Source organism: Flavobacterium ardleyense, assembly GCF_033547075.1.
Taxonomy (GTDB): Bacteria; Bacteroidota; Bacteroidia; order Flavobacteriales; family Flavobacteriaceae; genus Flavobacterium; species Flavobacterium ardleyense_A.
Window position 1 is genome coordinate 1,356,668 of sequence record NZ_CP137891.1, and the last position, 14,524, is coordinate 1,371,191.

Annotated in this window: 25 protein-coding genes; 24 read left to right on the forward strand and 1 reads right to left on the reverse strand. The window is 36.0% G+C overall.

The genetic code is table 11. From position 1 onward, the window contains the following. Positions 1–5: 5 nt before the first annotated feature. From rpsC to SBO79_RS05935, 24 genes are all read left to right on the forward strand, one after another. Complete coding sequence (gene rpsC / locus SBO79_RS05820; protein ID WP_318642831.1) at positions 6–761, forward strand: 30S ribosomal protein S3; 756 nt, start codon at positions 6–8, stop codon at positions 759–761. A gap of 19 nt (positions 762–780) precedes the next feature. Continuing rightward, on the forward strand, positions 781–1,206 hold the full coding sequence (gene rplP, locus SBO79_RS05825) for a 50S ribosomal protein L16 (protein ID WP_318642833.1): 426 nt from the start codon (positions 781–783) through the stop codon (positions 1,204–1,206). An 11-nt stretch (positions 1,207–1,217) separates the two neighbouring features. Further along, entirely contained in the window at positions 1,218–1,409 is a 192-nt protein-coding gene (rpmC, locus tag SBO79_RS05830; RefSeq protein WP_318642835.1) for a 50S ribosomal protein L29, read from the forward strand. 17 nt (positions 1,410–1,426) lie between these two features. Further along, a complete protein-coding gene (rpsQ, locus tag SBO79_RS05835) occupies positions 1,427–1,687 on the forward strand; it encodes a 30S ribosomal protein S17 (protein WP_072945395.1) in 261 nt (86 codons plus the stop codon). A 2-nt stretch (positions 1,688–1,689) separates the two neighbouring features. Then, entirely contained in the window at positions 1,690–2,058 is a 369-nt protein-coding gene (gene rplN / locus SBO79_RS05840; protein WP_291101987.1) for a 50S ribosomal protein L14, read from the forward strand. Between the two features lie 10 nt (positions 2,059–2,068). After that, on the forward strand, positions 2,069–2,383 hold the full coding sequence (gene rplX / locus SBO79_RS05845) for a 50S ribosomal protein L24 (protein WP_318642841.1): 315 nt from the start codon (positions 2,069–2,071) through the stop codon (positions 2,381–2,383). Between the two features lie 2 nt (positions 2,384–2,385). Continuing rightward, positions 2,386–2,937: a 50S ribosomal protein L5 gene (rplE, locus tag SBO79_RS05850; RefSeq protein ID WP_318642843.1), complete on the forward strand. Its 552-nt coding sequence runs from the start codon at positions 2,386–2,388 to the stop codon at positions 2,935–2,937. A gap of 3 nt (positions 2,938–2,940) precedes the next feature. Then, entirely contained in the window at positions 2,941–3,210 is a 270-nt protein-coding gene (gene rpsN, locus SBO79_RS05855; RefSeq protein WP_318642845.1) for a 30S ribosomal protein S14, read from the forward strand. A gap of 63 nt (positions 3,211–3,273) precedes the next feature. Further along, complete coding sequence (rpsH, locus tag SBO79_RS05860; RefSeq protein WP_318642847.1) at positions 3,274–3,672, forward strand: 30S ribosomal protein S8; 399 nt, start codon at positions 3,274–3,276, stop codon at positions 3,670–3,672. A 12-nt stretch (positions 3,673–3,684) separates the two neighbouring features. Continuing rightward, positions 3,685–4,227: a 50S ribosomal protein L6 gene (rplF, locus tag SBO79_RS05865; RefSeq protein ID WP_318642849.1), complete on the forward strand. Its 543-nt coding sequence runs from the start codon at positions 3,685–3,687 to the stop codon at positions 4,225–4,227. 11 nt (positions 4,228–4,238) lie between these two features. Then, positions 4,239–4,592 (forward strand): 50S ribosomal protein L18, encoded by a 354-nt coding sequence (rplR, locus tag SBO79_RS05870; RefSeq protein WP_318642851.1) that lies wholly within the window; start codon positions 4,239–4,241, stop codon positions 4,590–4,592. A 7-nt stretch (positions 4,593–4,599) separates the two neighbouring features. Beyond that, positions 4,600–5,121 (forward strand): 30S ribosomal protein S5, encoded by a 522-nt coding sequence (rpsE, locus tag SBO79_RS05875; RefSeq protein WP_318642853.1) that lies wholly within the window; start codon positions 4,600–4,602, stop codon positions 5,119–5,121. Positions 5,122–5,134: 13 nt separating this feature from the next. Next, a complete protein-coding gene (gene rpmD / locus SBO79_RS05880) occupies positions 5,135–5,317 on the forward strand; it encodes a 50S ribosomal protein L30 (protein ID WP_318642855.1) in 183 nt (60 codons plus the stop codon). A gap of 11 nt (positions 5,318–5,328) precedes the next feature. Then, positions 5,329–5,781 (forward strand): 50S ribosomal protein L15, encoded by a 453-nt coding sequence (gene rplO, locus SBO79_RS05885; protein WP_318642857.1) that lies wholly within the window; start codon positions 5,329–5,331, stop codon positions 5,779–5,781. Positions 5,782–5,792: 11 nt separating this feature from the next. Then, positions 5,793–7,130, forward strand: a complete 1,338-nt coding sequence (gene secY / locus SBO79_RS05890) for a preprotein translocase subunit SecY (RefSeq protein WP_318642859.1) — start codon at positions 5,793–5,795, stop codon at positions 7,128–7,130. Between the two features lie 6 nt (positions 7,131–7,136). Continuing rightward, positions 7,137–7,352: a translation initiation factor IF-1 gene (gene infA, locus SBO79_RS05895; RefSeq protein ID WP_007136545.1), complete on the forward strand. Its 216-nt coding sequence runs from the start codon at positions 7,137–7,139 to the stop codon at positions 7,350–7,352. A gap of 11 nt (positions 7,353–7,363) precedes the next feature. Further along, positions 7,364–7,480 carry a type B 50S ribosomal protein L36 gene (ykgO, locus tag SBO79_RS05900; protein ID WP_072945378.1) on the forward strand — a complete coding sequence of 39 codons (117 nt, stop codon included), beginning with the start codon at positions 7,364–7,366 and terminating at the stop codon, positions 7,478–7,480. A 2-nt stretch (positions 7,481–7,482) separates the two neighbouring features. After that, on the forward strand, positions 7,483–7,857 hold the full coding sequence (gene rpsM / locus SBO79_RS05905; protein WP_318643006.1) for a 30S ribosomal protein S13: 375 nt from the start codon (positions 7,483–7,485) through the stop codon (positions 7,855–7,857). Between the two features lie 8 nt (positions 7,858–7,865). Next, complete coding sequence (gene rpsK, locus SBO79_RS05910) at positions 7,866–8,249, forward strand: 30S ribosomal protein S11 (RefSeq protein WP_318643008.1); 384 nt, start codon at positions 7,866–7,868, stop codon at positions 8,247–8,249. A 92-nt stretch (positions 8,250–8,341) separates the two neighbouring features. Continuing rightward, positions 8,342–8,947 carry a 30S ribosomal protein S4 gene (gene rpsD, locus SBO79_RS05915; protein ID WP_318643010.1) on the forward strand — a complete coding sequence of 202 codons (606 nt, stop codon included), beginning with the start codon at positions 8,342–8,344 and terminating at the stop codon, positions 8,945–8,947. A gap of 21 nt (positions 8,948–8,968) precedes the next feature. Further along, positions 8,969–9,961, forward strand: a complete 993-nt coding sequence (locus SBO79_RS05920; protein ID WP_318643012.1) for a DNA-directed RNA polymerase subunit alpha — start codon at positions 8,969–8,971, stop codon at positions 9,959–9,961. A 62-nt stretch (positions 9,962–10,023) separates the two neighbouring features. Continuing rightward, positions 10,024–10,524 (forward strand): 50S ribosomal protein L17, encoded by a 501-nt coding sequence (gene rplQ, locus SBO79_RS05925; RefSeq protein ID WP_318643014.1) that lies wholly within the window; start codon positions 10,024–10,026, stop codon positions 10,522–10,524. A 258-nt stretch (positions 10,525–10,782) separates the two neighbouring features. Continuing rightward, the gene (gene carA / locus SBO79_RS05930; RefSeq protein WP_318643016.1) at positions 10,783–11,886 is read left to right on the forward strand and encodes a glutamine-hydrolyzing carbamoyl-phosphate synthase small subunit; all 1,104 of its coding nucleotides are present in this window, start codon (positions 10,783–10,785) and stop codon (positions 11,884–11,886) included. 144 nt (positions 11,887–12,030) lie between these two features. Next, positions 12,031–12,276, forward strand: coding sequence for a putative signal transducing protein (locus tag SBO79_RS05935; protein WP_318643018.1), 246 nt, complete (start codon positions 12,031–12,033; stop codon positions 12,274–12,276). Positions 12,277–12,901: 625 nt separating this feature from the next. On the opposite strand, the gene SBO79_RS05940 is transcribed toward SBO79_RS05935, so the two are convergent. Further along, on the reverse strand, positions 12,902–14,176 hold the full coding sequence (locus tag SBO79_RS05940; protein WP_318643020.1) for a DUF8693 domain-containing protein: 1,275 nt from the start codon (positions 14,174–14,176) through the stop codon (positions 12,902–12,904). Positions 14,177–14,524 lie beyond the last annotated feature (348 nt).

The window sequence follows — 14,524 nt, forward strand, 5'->3', positions numbered from 1 at the left end:
ACAGTATGGGACAGAAAACAAATCCGATTGCTAACCGACTTGGTATCATCAGAGGTTGGGATTCGAACTGGTATGGTGGAAATGACTACGGTGATAAATTAGCCGAAGATTTTAAAATCAGAAAGTACATCCACGCTCGTTTATCAAAAGCTAGTGTTTCTAAAGTAATTATCGAGAGAACTTTAAAACTTGTAACCGTTACTATCACTACTGCTAGACCTGGTATCATTATCGGAAAAGGTGGACAAGAGGTAGACAAGTTGAAAGAAGAACTTAAGAAAATTACTGACAAAGAAGTTCAGATTAATATTTTTGAAATCAAGAGACCTGAACTAGATGCATACCTTGTAGGTACTAGTATCGCACGTCAGATCGAAAGCAGGATTTCATACAGAAGAGCAATAAAAATGGCAATTGCTGCTTCAATGCGTATGAATGCTGAAGGAATCAAAGTATTGATTTCAGGACGTTTGAATGGTGCTGAAATGGCACGTTCAGAAGGTTTCAAAGAAGGAAGAATTCCTTTGTCAACTTTCAGGGCAGATGTTGATTACGCACTTGCTGAAGCTCATACCCAATACGGGAGAATGGGAATCAAAGTGTGGATCATGAAAGGTGAAGTTTATGGAAAAAGAGATCTTTCTCCATTAGCCGGAATGGACAAAAAACAATCCGGTGCAGGTGGAAAAGGTGGAGATGCCCCAAGAGGTAAATCTAACTTTAACAGAGGCAGTAAACCAGATGCTCGTAAAAGAAAGTAAATTTTTAAATTAAAGAAAAATGTTACAGCCTAAAAGAACGAAATACCGTAAGGTACAAAAAGGTAGAATGAAAGGAAATACCGGTAGAGGGTATGAACTTTCAAATGGAATGTTTGGTATCAAATCTGTGCACGAAGATGGTATGTTTTTAACATCACGTCAAATCGAGGCAGCTCGTATTGCCGCTACTCGTTTTATGAAGAGAGAGGGTCAATTATGGATCAAAATATTTCCAGATAAACCAATTACTAAGAAGCCTCTAGAGGTACGTATGGGTAAAGGAAAAGGTGCCGTAGAATATTGGGCAGCTGTTGTTAAACCAGGAAGAATTATGTTTGAAGTAGGCGGAGTGCCTTTGTCAGTTGCAAAAGAGGCTTTACGTCTTGCAGCGCAAAAACTTCCTTGCAAAACAAAATTTGTCATCGCTAGAGATTTCGAAGCATAATCTATATTATTATGAAACAATCAGAAATAAAGGATCTTTCTGCAGCGCAGTTGCAAGAAAAACTTAGTGAGACTAAGAAAAAGTACAATGACCTAAAAATGGCTCACGCTGTTTCTCCAATTGAAAACCCACTTCAAATTAGAGGTGTAAGAAGATCAGTTGCAAGAATCGAGACAGAGCTTACAAAAAGAGAGTTACAATAATTGTAGTTTGCTGAAAGATGGAAGAAAAAAGAAATTTAAGAAAAGAAAGAATTGGTGTTGTAACTTCGGACAAAATGGACAAGTCTATTGTTGTTGCAGAAGTGCGTAAAGTAAAACACCCATTATACGGTAAGTTCGTGTTGAAGACTAAGAAATATGTTGCACACGACGAAACAAACGACTGTAACATTGGAGATACTGTAAGAATTAGCGAAACGCGTCCTTTAAGTAAATCGAAATGTTGGAGATTAGTTGAAATCCTAGAAAGAGCTAAATAATTATGGTACAACAAGAATCAAGATTAAAAGTAGCAGATAACACAGGGGCTAAGGAAGTTTTAACCATCCGTGTTTTAGGAGGTACCAAAAGAAGGTATGCTTCTGTGGGAGACAAAATTGTAGTTTCAATTAAAGATACGGCACCTAACGGAAGCGTTAAGAAAGGATCTGTTTCAACTGCAGTTGTAGTACGTACCAAAAAAGAAGTGAGAAGAGCCGATGGTTCATACATCAGATTTGACGATAACGCTTGCGTATTGTTAAACGCTGCTGGTGAAATGAGAGGAACTCGCGTTTTTGGTCCGGTAGCAAGAGAACTTCGTGAAAAACAATTCATGAAAATTGTATCATTGGCACCAGAAGTGCTTTAATTATTTTAAGATGATAAAGCTAAAGATAAAATCAGGAGATACTGTTATGGTAATCGCTGGAGACCACAAAGGATCTCAAGGAACTGTAATGAGTGTTGATCGTGAAAAAAACAAAGCGATTGTTGAAGGTGTAAACATGGTAAGTAAACATACTAAACCAAGTGCAAAAAGCCCTCAAGGAGGAATCGTTAAGAAAGAAGCTCCAATACATATTTCAAACCTATCTCTTATAGACCCTAAAACTAAGGGAGCTACAAGAGTTGGAATGAAAGTAGAAGGAGATAAGAAAGTAAGATTTGCAAAAAAATCTAATCAAGTACTATAGTAATGGCTTATACACCTAGACTAAAAGAGGAATACAAGAACAGAGTAATCTCTGCTCTTAAAGAGGAATTCGGATACACAAACGTAATGCAAGTTCCAAAACTTACAAAAATCGTTTTGAGTAAAGGAGTTGGTGCAGCAGTATCAGATAAGAAATTAATTGATTATGCTGTAGATGAATTGGCAAAAATCACTGGACAAAAAGCAGTTGCTACAATCTCTAAGAAAGACGTTGCGTCTTTCAAATTGAGAAAGGGTATGCCAATTGGAGCGATGGTAACATTGCGCGGTGAAAGAATGTACGAGTTTTTAGATAGACTTGTTACTTCAGCTTTACCACGAGTTAGAGACTTTAGCGGAATTAAAGCGAATGGTTTTGACGGTAGAGGAAATTATAACTTAGGTGTTCTAGAACAAATTATCTTCCCAGAAATTGACATTGATAAAGTGAATAAAATTACTGGAATGGATATTACGTTTGTAACGACTGCAGCTACTGATAAAGAAGCTAAATCATTGCTTACTGAACTAGGATTACCTTTTAAAAAGAACTAAGAAATGGCTAAAGAATCAATGAAAGCCCGTGAGCGCAAAAGAGAAAGAACGGTAGAAAAGTATGCTGAGAAAAGAAAAGCTTTGAAAGAAGCTGGAGATTTCGTAGGTTTGCAAAAATTACCGAAAAACGCTTCACCTGTTCGTCTGCACAATCGTTGCAATTTAACTGGTAGACCAAGAGGGTATATGCGTCAGTTTGGTCTATCACGTGTTACATTTCGTGAGATGGCAAGTAACGGTTTAATCCCTGGCGTTAAGAAAGCTAGTTGGTAGTTAATAATTATAAATGGATCTAAGGTTCAGTAAGATGAAAACCAAGATCATAAATTAATCTATATGTATACAGATCCTATTGCGGATTATCTAACACGTGTTAGAAATGCTGTGGCAGCAAACCATAAAGTGGTTGAAATTCCAGCATCAAACCTTAAAAAAGAAATCACTAAGATTTTATTTGAACAAGGTTACATCTTGAGTTACAAATTTGAAGAGAACAAAGTTCAAGGTTCTATCAAAATTGCTTTGAAGTACGATAAAGAGACTAAAGAGCCTGTAATAAGAGATCTTCAAAGAATAAGTAAACCAGGTCTACGTAAGTATTCAGGTTCTACAGAAATTCCTCGTATCCTTAACGGATTAGGAATTGCAATTGTTTCCACTTCAAAAGGTTTGATGACAGGTAAAAAAGCCAAACAACTTAACGTTGGTGGTGAAGTAATTTGTTACGTATACTAAAAACAGCGAAAGATGTCAAGAATAGGTAAAAGTCCAGTAACAATTCCTGCAGGTGTAACAGTAAATGTAGCCGACGGTATTATTACTGTAAAAGGAAAATTAGGAGAACTAACACAAGAGTTTTCAGAGGTGGCAATCACCGTTGAAGGCGATCAAGTACTAGTTGAAAGAGATGGAGATCATAAAGATCTTCGTGCTAAGCACGGTCTTTACAGATCACTTATCAATAACATGATTATTGGAGTGTCTGAAGGATTTACAAAATCATTAGAACTTGTAGGTGTAGGTTTTAGAGCATCTAATCAAGGTCAAAAACTTGATTTAGCACTTGGATTTTCTCACAATATCGTTTTACAAGTTGCTCCCGAAGTAACTGTTGAAACTATATCGGAGAAAGGTAAGAACCCAATCGTAAAACTAACATCATTTGATAAACAACTTGTTGGTCAAGTTGCTGCGAAAATTAGAAGTTTCCGTAAGCCAGAACCGTACAAAGGAAAAGGTATCAAGTTTGTTGGAGAAGTATTAAGAAGAAAAGCAGGTAAATCAGCTTAAAAAATAAGATTATGTCATTAACAAAATCTGATAGAAGACAGAGAATTAGATACAGAATTAGAAAAAGCATCAGTGGTACTGCTGTGAAACCTAGACTTTCTGTATTCAGAAGTAACAAAGAAATATACGCTCAACTTATTGATGACGTAACTGGAGTTACTTTGATGGCTGCCTCTTCAAGAGAAAAAGAAGTAAGTACGGAAGGTACCAATGTAGACGTTGCAAATGCAGTTGGAAAACTGATGGCAGAAAAAGCATTGAAAGCTGGGATAGAGAATGTAACCTTCGATAGAAGTGGATACCTATACCATGGTCGTATTAAATCATTAGCAGAAGGCGCCAGAGAAGCCGGACTAAAATTCTAAGAAAATTATGTCTTACAACAAAAATGTAGAAATTGTAAAACCAACCGGTCTTGATCTTAAAGACCGTTTGGTTAGTGTAAATCGTGTGACAAAAGTTACAAAAGGTGGTAGAGCTTTCGGGTTCTCTGCAATTGTAGTAGTTGGAGACGAGCACGGTGTAGTTGGTCACGGACTTGGAAAATCTAAAGATGTTTCTGAAGCTATTGCAAAAGCAGTAGAAGATGCAAAGAAAAATCTAATTAGAGTTCCTCTTAATAGCCACACTATTCCGCATGAACAAAAAGGAAAATTTAGCGGAGCTCGTGTGTTTTTAATTCCAGCATCTCACGGTACAGGAGTTATTGCAGGTGGTGCTGTGCGCGCAGTTGTAGAGTCTGCAGGAATACAAGACGTATTGTCTAAATCTCAAGGATCTTCAAACCCTCACAACGTAGTTAAAGCAACTTTTGATGCTTTAACTCAAATGAGAAGTGCACTTACTGTAGCAAAACAAAGAGGAGTTTCTTTAGAAACAGTTTTTAAAGGTTAATTCACAGGAAATTATGGCTAAATTATTAGTAAAACAAGTACGAAGCAAAATCAACTGTCCTCTTGATCAAAAAAGAGGTCTAGAAGCTTTGGGTCTTCGCAAAATGGGCCAAGTAGTAGAGCATGAGTCAAATCCTGCTATACTTGGGATGATAAACAAAGTAAAACACTTAGTTTCTGTAGAAGAAGCTAAATAACAAATACTGTTATGAATTTAAGTAATTTACAACCGGCTGAAGGGTCGACACACAATCAGAATAAAAGATTAGGTCGTGGAGAAGGTTCTGGAAAAGGTGGTACCTCTGCAAGAGGACACAAAGGAGCTAAATCTCGTTCTGGTTATTCAAAAAAGATTGGTTTTGAGGGAGGGCAAATGCCACTTCAAAGACGTGTACCTAAGTTTGGTTTTACAAACATTAATCGTAAAGATTACGAAGGAGTAAACCTTGATACGCTGCAAGCACTAGTAGATAATGGTCAGATTAAAGATACAGTCGATATGTCTGTATTTGTAAGCCACCGTTTGGCAACTAAAAATGAAATCGTAAAGATTTTAGGTAGAGGTGAACTAACAGCGAAATTAAAGGTAACTGCTCACAAATTTACTGCTACTGCAAAAGCTGCAATTGAAGCGGCCGGTGGAGAAGCTGTAACTATATAATTTTTCTATAAATGAAGAAATTTTTCGAATCATTAGCCAACGCTTGGAAAATAGAGGAACTAAAAAATAGAATTCTAATAACAATTGGTCTTCTTTTAGTATACCGTTTTGGTGCACAAGTTACACTTCCAGGTATTGATGCTGCTCAATTAGGTAATCTAGCTGGACAGACTAAAGACGGAATTGGATCTATCCTAGATATGTTTACTGGTGGTGCGTTCTCGCAAGCATCAGTATTTGCATTGGGAATTATGCCTTATATTTCTGCTTCTATTGTAGTACAGTTGATGGGAATTGCAATTCCTTATCTGCAAAAACTTCAGAAAGAAGGAGAAAGCGGTACCAAGAAAATTAATCAAATTACACGTTGGTTAACTATTGGAATCACACTTGTACAAGGTCCTGGTTACATTTACAATCTGTACCGAACGTTGCCAAGTAGTGCGTTTCTATTAGGTTTTGACTCGTTTTCGTTTCTTTTCTCTTCTGTAGTAATATTAGTTACAGGAACGATATTTGCAATGTGGTTGGGTGAGAAAATTACCGATAAAGGGATTGGTAACGGAATTTCGTTATTGATTATGGTTGGTATTATCGCACGTTTACCGCAAGCATTTATACAAGAATTTACAACTCGTGTAACAAATAATAACGGTGGTCCTATGCTTCTTGTATTAGAAGTGATCATTTGGTTACTTGTTATCGTTGCTTGTATCTATCTTGTTATGGCTATCAGAAGAATTCCAGTACAGTACGCTAGACGAACTGTGTCGGGGGAGTTTGAACAAGATGCAAACCGTCAGTGGATTCCATTAAAGTTGAACGCATCTGGAGTTATGCCAATCATTTTTGCGCAAGCAATTATGTTTATACCAGCAGCACTTGCAGGTTTATCAAACTCTGAGACATCACAATCTATAGCAGGCGCTTTTAGCGATATGTTTGGATTTTGGTACAACTTAGTTTTTGCACTCCTTATTATTATATTTACATATTTCTACACAGCGATCACTGTTCCAACAAACAAGATGGCAGACGATCTAAAACGTAGTGGTGGTTTTATTCCAGGGATCAAACCAGGACTTGAAACATCAGAGTTTTTGGACAAAGTGATGTCTTTAATTACTTTTCCAGGATCGGTTTTCTTAGCATTAATAGCAATTTTTCCTGCTATCGTGGTAAGTGTTATGAATGTGCAACAATCATGGGCAATGTTTTATGGCGGAACGTCTTTGATTATTATGGTAGGAGTGGCGATAGACACTATTCAACAAGTGAATTCATATTTGTTGAATAAGCATTATGATGGATTGATGAAGACAGGTAAAAATAGAAAAGCAATCGCTTAAGTTTAAATGGCAAAACAATCAGCAATAGAACAAGACGGATCAATCATCGAAGCATTATCAAATGCGATGTTCCGTGTGGAGTTAGAAAATGGACATATTGTAATTGCTCATATTTCAGGTAAGATGCGTATGCACTACATCAAGTTATTACCAGGTGATAAAGTGAAACTTGAAATGAGCCCTTATGATTTGTCGAAAGCAAGAATTACTTATAGATATTAAAGGCACTCAAAATGAAAGTAAGAGCATCAGTAAAAAAGAGAAGTCCCGAGTGCATCATTGTGCGTAGAAAAGGGAGATTGTACGTAATTAACAAAAAGAATCCTAGATTTAAACAAAGACAAGGATAGTTATGGCAAGAATAGCAGGGGTAGACATCCCAAAAAACAAAAGAGGAGTTATCGCTTTAACATACATCTTCGGAGTAGGTAGAAGTAGAGCAATTGAGGTATTAGAAAAAGCTCAAGTTAGCCAAGATACGAAAGTTCAAGATTGGAATGACGACGAAATCGGAGCAATTCGTGAAGCCGTAGGATTTTTTAAAATTGAAGGTGAACTACGTTCAGAGATTTCAGTAAACATCAAACGTTTAATGGATATCGGATGTTATAGAGGAATTCGTCACAGATCTGGTCTTCCATTAAGAGGACAAAGAACTAAGAATAACTCAAGAACCAGAAAAGGTAAAAGAAAAACTGTTGCGAACAAGAAAAAAGCAACTAAATAATAAGTAGTATGGCTAAGGCAAGTACAAAAAAACGTAAAGTAGTTGTTGAATCAACAGGTGAAGCTCACATTAGTGCTACTTTTAATAACATCATTATCTCTTTAACAAATAAGAAAGGTGAAGTTATCTCTTGGTCTTCTGCAGGTAAGATGGGTTTTAGAGGTTCTAAAAAGAATACTCCATACGCAGCTCAGATGGCAGCCGAAGATTGTAGTAAAGTAGCTCTTGAAGCAGGATTGAAAAAAGTGAAAGTTTATGTAAAAGGACCAGGAAACGGACGTGAGTCTGCAATCAGATCTTTGCATAATGGTGGAATCGAAGTAACAGAAATTATTGATGTTACGCCAATGCCACACAACGGATGTCGTCCTCCTAAAAGACGTAGAGTTTAATAATTTTTTTATAATAGTATAACCCAAGGTAGATATAGATTATCGGAGGATATGACCTGAATTCATAATCTCTACCTTATTAATTTTTAGAAATGGCAAGATATACTGGTCCAAGTACAAGAATTGCTCGTAAATTTGGCGAAGCAATCTTCGGAGATGACAAATCTTTCGAAAAAAGAAATTACCCACCGGGACAACATGGAATGACCAAAAAAAGGGGTAAAAAATCTGAATATGCAATCCAGTTAATGGAAAAGCAAAAAGCTAAATACTCTTACGGTATCTTAGAAAAACAATTCAGAAACCTTTTTGAAAAAGCATCAGCTGCACGTGGTGTAACTGGTGAGGTTCTACTTCAATTATGTGAATCTAGACTAGACAATGTAGTATACAGAATGGGTATTGCTCCTTCTCGTCGTGCTGCGCGTCAAATCGTTTCTCACAGACATATTACCGTTAATGGCGAACTTGTAAATATTGCTTCTTACTTACTTAAAGTAGGTGATGTAGTAGCTGTTCGTGAAAAGTCTAAATCTCTTGAAGCTATCGAAGCTTCTCTAGCTAATTCTAGTCACGTTTACGAATGGATCACTTGGAACAATGACCTGAAAGAAGGAACATTTGTTTCGATACCTGCGAGACTTCAGATCCCTGAAAATATCAAGGAACAGTTAATCGTCGAATTGTACAACAAATAAAAATGAACTTTAGTCGAAATTATGGCAATATTTAATTTTCAGAAACCCGATAAAGTTATCATGATCGATTCAACCGATTTTGAAGGCAAATTTGAATTTCGTCCTTTAGAACCTGGTTACGGATTGACCGTTGGTAATGCACTTAGAAGAGTTTTGCTTTCCGCATTGGAAGGATACGCAATCACATCTGTACGAATTGAAGGTGTGGATCATGAGTTTTCGACTATTTCAGGAGTTGTAGAAGATGTTACTGAAATGATCTTGAACCTTAAGCAAGTACGTTTCAAACGTCAGATTGAGGATGTAGATAACGAAACAGTTACTATATCTGTATCAGGTAAAGATCAGCTTACAGCTGGAGATTTCCAAAAGTTTATCTCTGGATTCCAGGTATTAAACCCGGAGCTTGTAATCTGTAACCTTGATAGCAAAATCAATTTGAACATGGAACTTACTATCGAAAAAGGTAGAGGTTATGTTCCTGCAGAAGAAAACAAAAAACAAAATGCCGCTATTGGGACTATTTTCACAGATTCTATTTTTACACCTGTAAAGAATGTAAAATATTCAATCGAAAACTTCCGTGTAGAGCAGAAAACAGATTATGAAAAATTAGTTTTCGAAATAAAAACTGACGGATCAATCAATCCAAAAGACGCTTTAACTGAAGCTGCTAAAACATTGATTCATCACTTCATGTTGTTCTCTGATGAAAGAATTACCTTAGAAGCTGACGAAATTGCGCAAACTGAGTCATATGACGAAGAGTCATTGCACATGAGACAATTACTTAAAACCAAATTGGTTGATATGGACCTGTCTGTACGTGCATTGAACTGTTTGAAAGCAGCGGAAGTTGATACTCTTGGTGATCTTGTATCATTCAACAAAAACGACCTAATGAAATTCCGTAATTTCGGTAAAAAATCTTTAACTGAACTAGATGAACTAGTAGCTGTAAAGAACCTTACCTTCGGAATGGACTTAGCAAAATATAAATTAGATAAAGAATAAATTACTTCATATTTTGATCTCCAAAGCGGATAGTATCAAGATGAAAGTATAAAAAACACGTCATGAGACACGGAAAAAAATTCAATCACCTTAGCAGACAGACTGCACATAGAAAAGCTATGCTTGCAAATATGGCTTGTTCTCTTATCGAGCACAAACGTATTAATACAACTGTCGCTAAAGCAAAAGCGCTTAAACAATTTGTTGAGCCTTTAATTACAAAGTCAAAAGAAGATACAACTCACAATCGTCGTATCGTATTTGCAAAACTTCGCAGCAAATATGCTGTTACTGATCTTTTTAGAGATGTAGCTGCAAAAGTTGGAGATAGACCAGGTGGATACACTCGTATCATTAAAGTTGGTAACCGTCTTGGAGATAATGCAGATATGGCAATGATTGAACTAGTTGACTTCAACGAACTTTACACAGGTGGTAAAAAAGAAGTTAAAAAAGCTAAAAGCCGTCGTGGTTCTAAAGCTAAGAAAGCTGACGAAACTGAAGTTGCAACGGAAGAAGTTCCTGCAGTTGAAGATGCTAAAAAAACTGACGCAGCTGAGTAATGAGCATTTGTCAATTTTAATAAAATTAAGGATAAACTTTTTTAAGTTTGTCCTTTTTTTTTGACCATCCAGCAAAAATAATAAAAGTATTCCCATCCAATTCATACACGTAGGCAGTGCTTTATCTCCTTTTGTAGAGGAGAATTTAATTTTGCAAACCAAGGTGGAATTTTCTTTTATTTGCCGTAAATTTGCACAATTAAAATTGCCAGAAGTACCCAAAAGCATATTTAAATAATACAACACAACAACTACTTAATGAAATATTCAAAACGTAACAAAGCTGTTCTACTTTTAAGTGACGGAACTATTTTTCATGGTAAATCAATCGGAATTGAGGGAAAAGTATCAGGAGAAGTTTGTTTCAACACTGGAATGACAGGCTATCAAGAAATTTTTACAGATCCTTCGTACTACGGCCAAATCATGGTTGCCACTACGCCACATATTGGAAATTATGGTGTGATGGAAGATGAAGTTGAATCTGATCAAATTATGATAAGAGGTCTTGTTTGCAAAAATTTTAGCTTTAATTTCTCAAGAGCCAACGCGTCTAGTCTTGAAGATTATTTTGCAAAGCAGAATTTGGTAGTTATTTCTGATGTAGATACGAGAGCGCTAGTAGGATATATTCGTGAGCATGGAGCGATGAATGCGATCATTTGCACAGATGGCACGTCAATCGAAGAATTAAAAGTATTACTTGCCGAGGTTCCAGACATGCAAGGCTTAGAATTAGCTTCAAAGGTTTCGACAAAGGAAGCATATTTCGTAGGAGAGCCAACGGCAACTTATAAGATATCGGCACTTGACCTTGGTATCAAAAAAAATATTCTCCGCAATTTAGTACAAAGAGATTGTTATATTAAAGTATTTCCTTTTGATAGTACGTACCAAGATATGAAAGAATTTAATCCAGATGGATATTTTCTTTCCAATGGACCTGGAGATCCTGAACCTCTCGCAGGTGCAATTGGGATCGCAAAACAAATTATCGAAAATAACGATACGATGTTTGGAATTTGTTTGGGACATCAAGTTTTGGCTTTGGCCAACGGTGTTTCGACATTTAAGATGTTTAACGGCCACAGAGGAATCAATCACCCTGTGTTGAACTTGCTTACCGGCAAAGGCGAAATAACCTCGCAGAATCACGGATTTGCAGTCAATAGAGAAGAGCTTGAAGCAAATCCTGAATTGGAAATTACCCACGTTCACGTTAATGACAATACCGTTTCTGGAATGCGAATGAAAAACAAAAACTGTTTTTCGGTGCAGTACCATCCCGAAGCAAGTCCTGGTCCACACGATGCAAGCTATCTTTTTGATGATTTTATTGAAAACATTAAAAAAGCAAAATAAATTTAAAAAGTCGAACCAGGTGTTCGACTTTTTTTTTGCGCCTAGTTTTTAAATTTAGAAAGAATTCGTACTATCTTACGGGCAATTATTAATATCGTCGGCCTTTGACACTCTCGAGCAATGGATTTTAAATAAAAACAAAATATGAAAAATACATTTAGAGGAAGTTTTATCGAAGCAATGAACATAAAAAGTTTACTCGAAGAATCTGGAATTGAAGTATTTTCTCAAAATGAAAATATGGCTACTATTCAGCCTTGGACAGTAGTTGCGGGCGGATTTCGAGCAGTAGTTCTAAAAGTGAATGAGAAAGAATTTGCAAAAGCTATATATATAATTAAAGACTACGAAAACGGAAATCTAAGTGTTGAAAGTGGGTCTAAAAATTAAATAAAAATGCAATCCCACAACTGCGGTATTGCGATAAAGGAGTTTTAATAGAATAAGCGATTTGAGAAGTAAGTGCCGAGATTTTTGCGCAAAATAAAAATCGATTAAGGCATTATTTTATATTGCTATTGTTGATGGCCAAAAATCCGACAGTGTTTAAAAATAAACTTCAAGTCTAATGCCTAAGAAGGGATATTTATAATTGTGCTGAATGTCCCTGAATAACTTTAATCTAGAAAAAATCCTATTCAGCTCTTATTTGGAGTAAAAACTAAGCGACTTCCATTCAATTCATCATCAATAAAGTTGTAGTTTTTGGGTGATTGATAAAAATAGATCGTTGCAATTTTTCTAAGTATCTTGGATGAAGAGCTGTTTATTCTGGATATTTGAGATGTTGTTTTGGCAGAATATGAACAGGAGTGCTTCGGCCGAGGACAGATCGCCTTCTTTCTAGAAGTGAAGTTAGGAATTAAAACTCTGCTTCAATAATACTTGTTATGAAACTGAAGTCTTTCGGCGAAAGCCAAATCCAAACAATTCTGAGATTTACTCTCAAATAATCATAAATAAAAAGCCCGAACTCTAGCAAAGTTCGGGCTTTCAGTTCATGTAACTCACTAACCTAAAATATGATTTTCTTTGTAATGTATTTACCTTCGGTAGTTTTAACGTTGATTAGCAGTAATTGATTTTGCTGCTGCACGCCCTCTATGATGGTGAAATCTGTATTTATATTTCTAACCGCTTTGACAACTTTTGCATTCATATCGTAAATTTCGATCTCGGTATATAGGCCATTATTGGCTTTTACTACGATGTTATCACCCTCCTTATAGGCCATTATAACTTTATCTTCCATCGTATCTTTGTCTCCAGCTAATCTATTGCTACCGTCTGTGTAGTGGATTTCAAAACGGTCGTCAAAAGTTCCGGCCGCAGAGTAAAAGTAATAAGGTGCATCTTTTATCATATAAAAACCGCCTAGATGAGAATCTTTTAGAAGTAAAGGCATGGTGCCATTAAAATCCAATTCGGTTTGAGGAATATACAAATTAAGCATACCCGCTGCTTTTGTATTGTATCCAAATACTACGTATTTGTCATTGGTAAGAGGCATTGCCTGGCCTTGAATACTCAATTTGACTCCGTTGCAAAAGCTATACAGCGTCACGTGAGCACCGTGATATACGCTTCCGTCAAATCCAGGATCAATATCATCGGTAGCATCTTTAAAGTAACCCATTAAAGTCTGACTATAATTTCCGGCCGCGTTAGTAAGGTTCATCCAATAGCGATTTCTTGCTTTTGGCTCTTTTCCGCCCCATAACACATCGTCTCTATGAGTTTGTGTCTCCATCGTATTAGAAATTACAAGGTCGTCTGCTTGTAGTGGTTGAACAAGAAATTTTTGCTGAGAATTGATAATTCCATAAGCGCTGTTTTTGTCAAAATTAACTGCAGGATTATTTATATCTACTGATCCAACGCTTGTTGTACCACCACTTAAATTAAACATCGTATATCCTTGGGCGTAATCAATTTCAGATTTTTGATTGTTTGTAAGCGAGGGAATGTAGATTGTAGGGCTTATTCTACTCTTATTTTTATCAATAACTTGTTCAGCACTAATTGCAAATGGATACGAGTTTGTTACTAGAGTCCAAGTGTTTTCTTCTAATTTTGTTTTGTATTCTGACTCAATTATAGCATTATTCATTGCTTGCATTTCTCCTGTTATAGAGTTCTGCGCCGATTGTTGCAAATTGCCTTTAGCACCTTGCGCAAAACTTGAAGCAGATGTGGTGATCATAAAAGCAAGAGCAACCGATCTTTTTGCAATTAATTGTAATTTTAAGTTCGCTGCTAATTTATTTGTAGTTGAATAATTTTCTAACATTTTTTTGTAAGAATTATAGTTATAGAAATGCCGAGGCATTACAATATTACAAAGTATAATTACATTATTTCCACTTTTTTTAAATTTAATGTCCTCATTATCTAGTAGATAGCAATTTTTGGATTTTGGTATTTTTATAAATATTTGAAGATATTTCAGCATTCTAAAAGATTTTCAGATAATTGCGCATTATGGTATCTAAAATTACCACTCAGTTTGTGAAAATGATAATGGTCAATTGGCACAATAAAAATCTGGCGAACTAATTTTTTAGTAAATATTAACATGTACTTTCTTATGTCTTTACTTTTCTAATGCATATTGGCGACCAATTATGTACTTCAACGT

Excerpts from the sequence above, each read along its gene's own strand:
- rpsC (WP_318642831.1), top strand. The coding sequence starts at position 6 with ATGGGACAGAAAACAAATCCGATTGCTAACCGACTTGGTATCATCAGA.
- rplP (WP_318642833.1), top strand. The coding sequence starts at position 781 with ATGTTACAGCCTAAAAGAACGAAATACCGTAAGGTACAAAAAGGTAGA.
- rpmC (WP_318642835.1), top strand. The coding sequence starts at position 1,218 with ATGAAACAATCAGAAATAAAGGATCTTTCTGCAGCGCAGTTGCAAGAA.
- rpsQ (WP_072945395.1), top strand. The coding sequence starts at position 1,427 with ATGGAAGAAAAAAGAAATTTAAGAAAAGAAAGAATTGGTGTTGTAACT.
- rplN (WP_291101987.1), top strand. The coding sequence starts at position 1,690 with ATGGTACAACAAGAATCAAGATTAAAAGTAGCAGATAACACAGGGGCT.
- rplX (WP_318642841.1), top strand. The coding sequence starts at position 2,069 with ATGATAAAGCTAAAGATAAAATCAGGAGATACTGTTATGGTAATCGCT.
- rplE (WP_318642843.1), top strand. The coding sequence starts at position 2,386 with ATGGCTTATACACCTAGACTAAAAGAGGAATACAAGAACAGAGTAATC.
- rpsN (WP_318642845.1), top strand. The coding sequence starts at position 2,941 with ATGGCTAAAGAATCAATGAAAGCCCGTGAGCGCAAAAGAGAAAGAACG.
- rpsH (WP_318642847.1), top strand. The coding sequence starts at position 3,274 with ATGTATACAGATCCTATTGCGGATTATCTAACACGTGTTAGAAATGCT.
- rplF (WP_318642849.1), top strand. The coding sequence starts at position 3,685 with ATGTCAAGAATAGGTAAAAGTCCAGTAACAATTCCTGCAGGTGTAACA.
- rplR (WP_318642851.1), top strand. The coding sequence starts at position 4,239 with ATGTCATTAACAAAATCTGATAGAAGACAGAGAATTAGATACAGAATT.
- rpsE (WP_318642853.1), top strand. The coding sequence starts at position 4,600 with ATGTCTTACAACAAAAATGTAGAAATTGTAAAACCAACCGGTCTTGAT.
- rpmD (WP_318642855.1), top strand. The coding sequence starts at position 5,135 with ATGGCTAAATTATTAGTAAAACAAGTACGAAGCAAAATCAACTGTCCT.
- rplO (WP_318642857.1), top strand. The coding sequence starts at position 5,329 with ATGAATTTAAGTAATTTACAACCGGCTGAAGGGTCGACACACAATCAG.
- secY (WP_318642859.1), top strand. The coding sequence starts at position 5,793 with ATGAAGAAATTTTTCGAATCATTAGCCAACGCTTGGAAAATAGAGGAA.
- infA (WP_007136545.1), top strand. The coding sequence starts at position 7,137 with ATGGCAAAACAATCAGCAATAGAACAAGACGGATCAATCATCGAAGCA.
- ykgO (WP_072945378.1), top strand. The coding sequence starts at position 7,364 with ATGAAAGTAAGAGCATCAGTAAAAAAGAGAAGTCCCGAGTGCATCATT.
- rpsM (WP_318643006.1), top strand. The coding sequence starts at position 7,483 with ATGGCAAGAATAGCAGGGGTAGACATCCCAAAAAACAAAAGAGGAGTT.
- rpsK (WP_318643008.1), top strand. The coding sequence starts at position 7,866 with ATGGCTAAGGCAAGTACAAAAAAACGTAAAGTAGTTGTTGAATCAACA.
- rpsD (WP_318643010.1), top strand. The coding sequence starts at position 8,342 with ATGGCAAGATATACTGGTCCAAGTACAAGAATTGCTCGTAAATTTGGC.
- SBO79_RS05920 (WP_318643012.1), top strand. The coding sequence starts at position 8,969 with ATGGCAATATTTAATTTTCAGAAACCCGATAAAGTTATCATGATCGAT.
- rplQ (WP_318643014.1), top strand. The coding sequence starts at position 10,024 with ATGAGACACGGAAAAAAATTCAATCACCTTAGCAGACAGACTGCACAT.
- carA (WP_318643016.1), top strand. The coding sequence starts at position 10,783 with ATGAAATATTCAAAACGTAACAAAGCTGTTCTACTTTTAAGTGACGGA.
- SBO79_RS05935 (WP_318643018.1), top strand. The coding sequence starts at position 12,031 with ATGAAAAATACATTTAGAGGAAGTTTTATCGAAGCAATGAACATAAAA.
- SBO79_RS05940 (WP_318643020.1), bottom strand. The coding sequence starts at position 14,176 with ATGTTAGAAAATTATTCAACTACAAATAAATTAGCAGCGAACTTAAAA.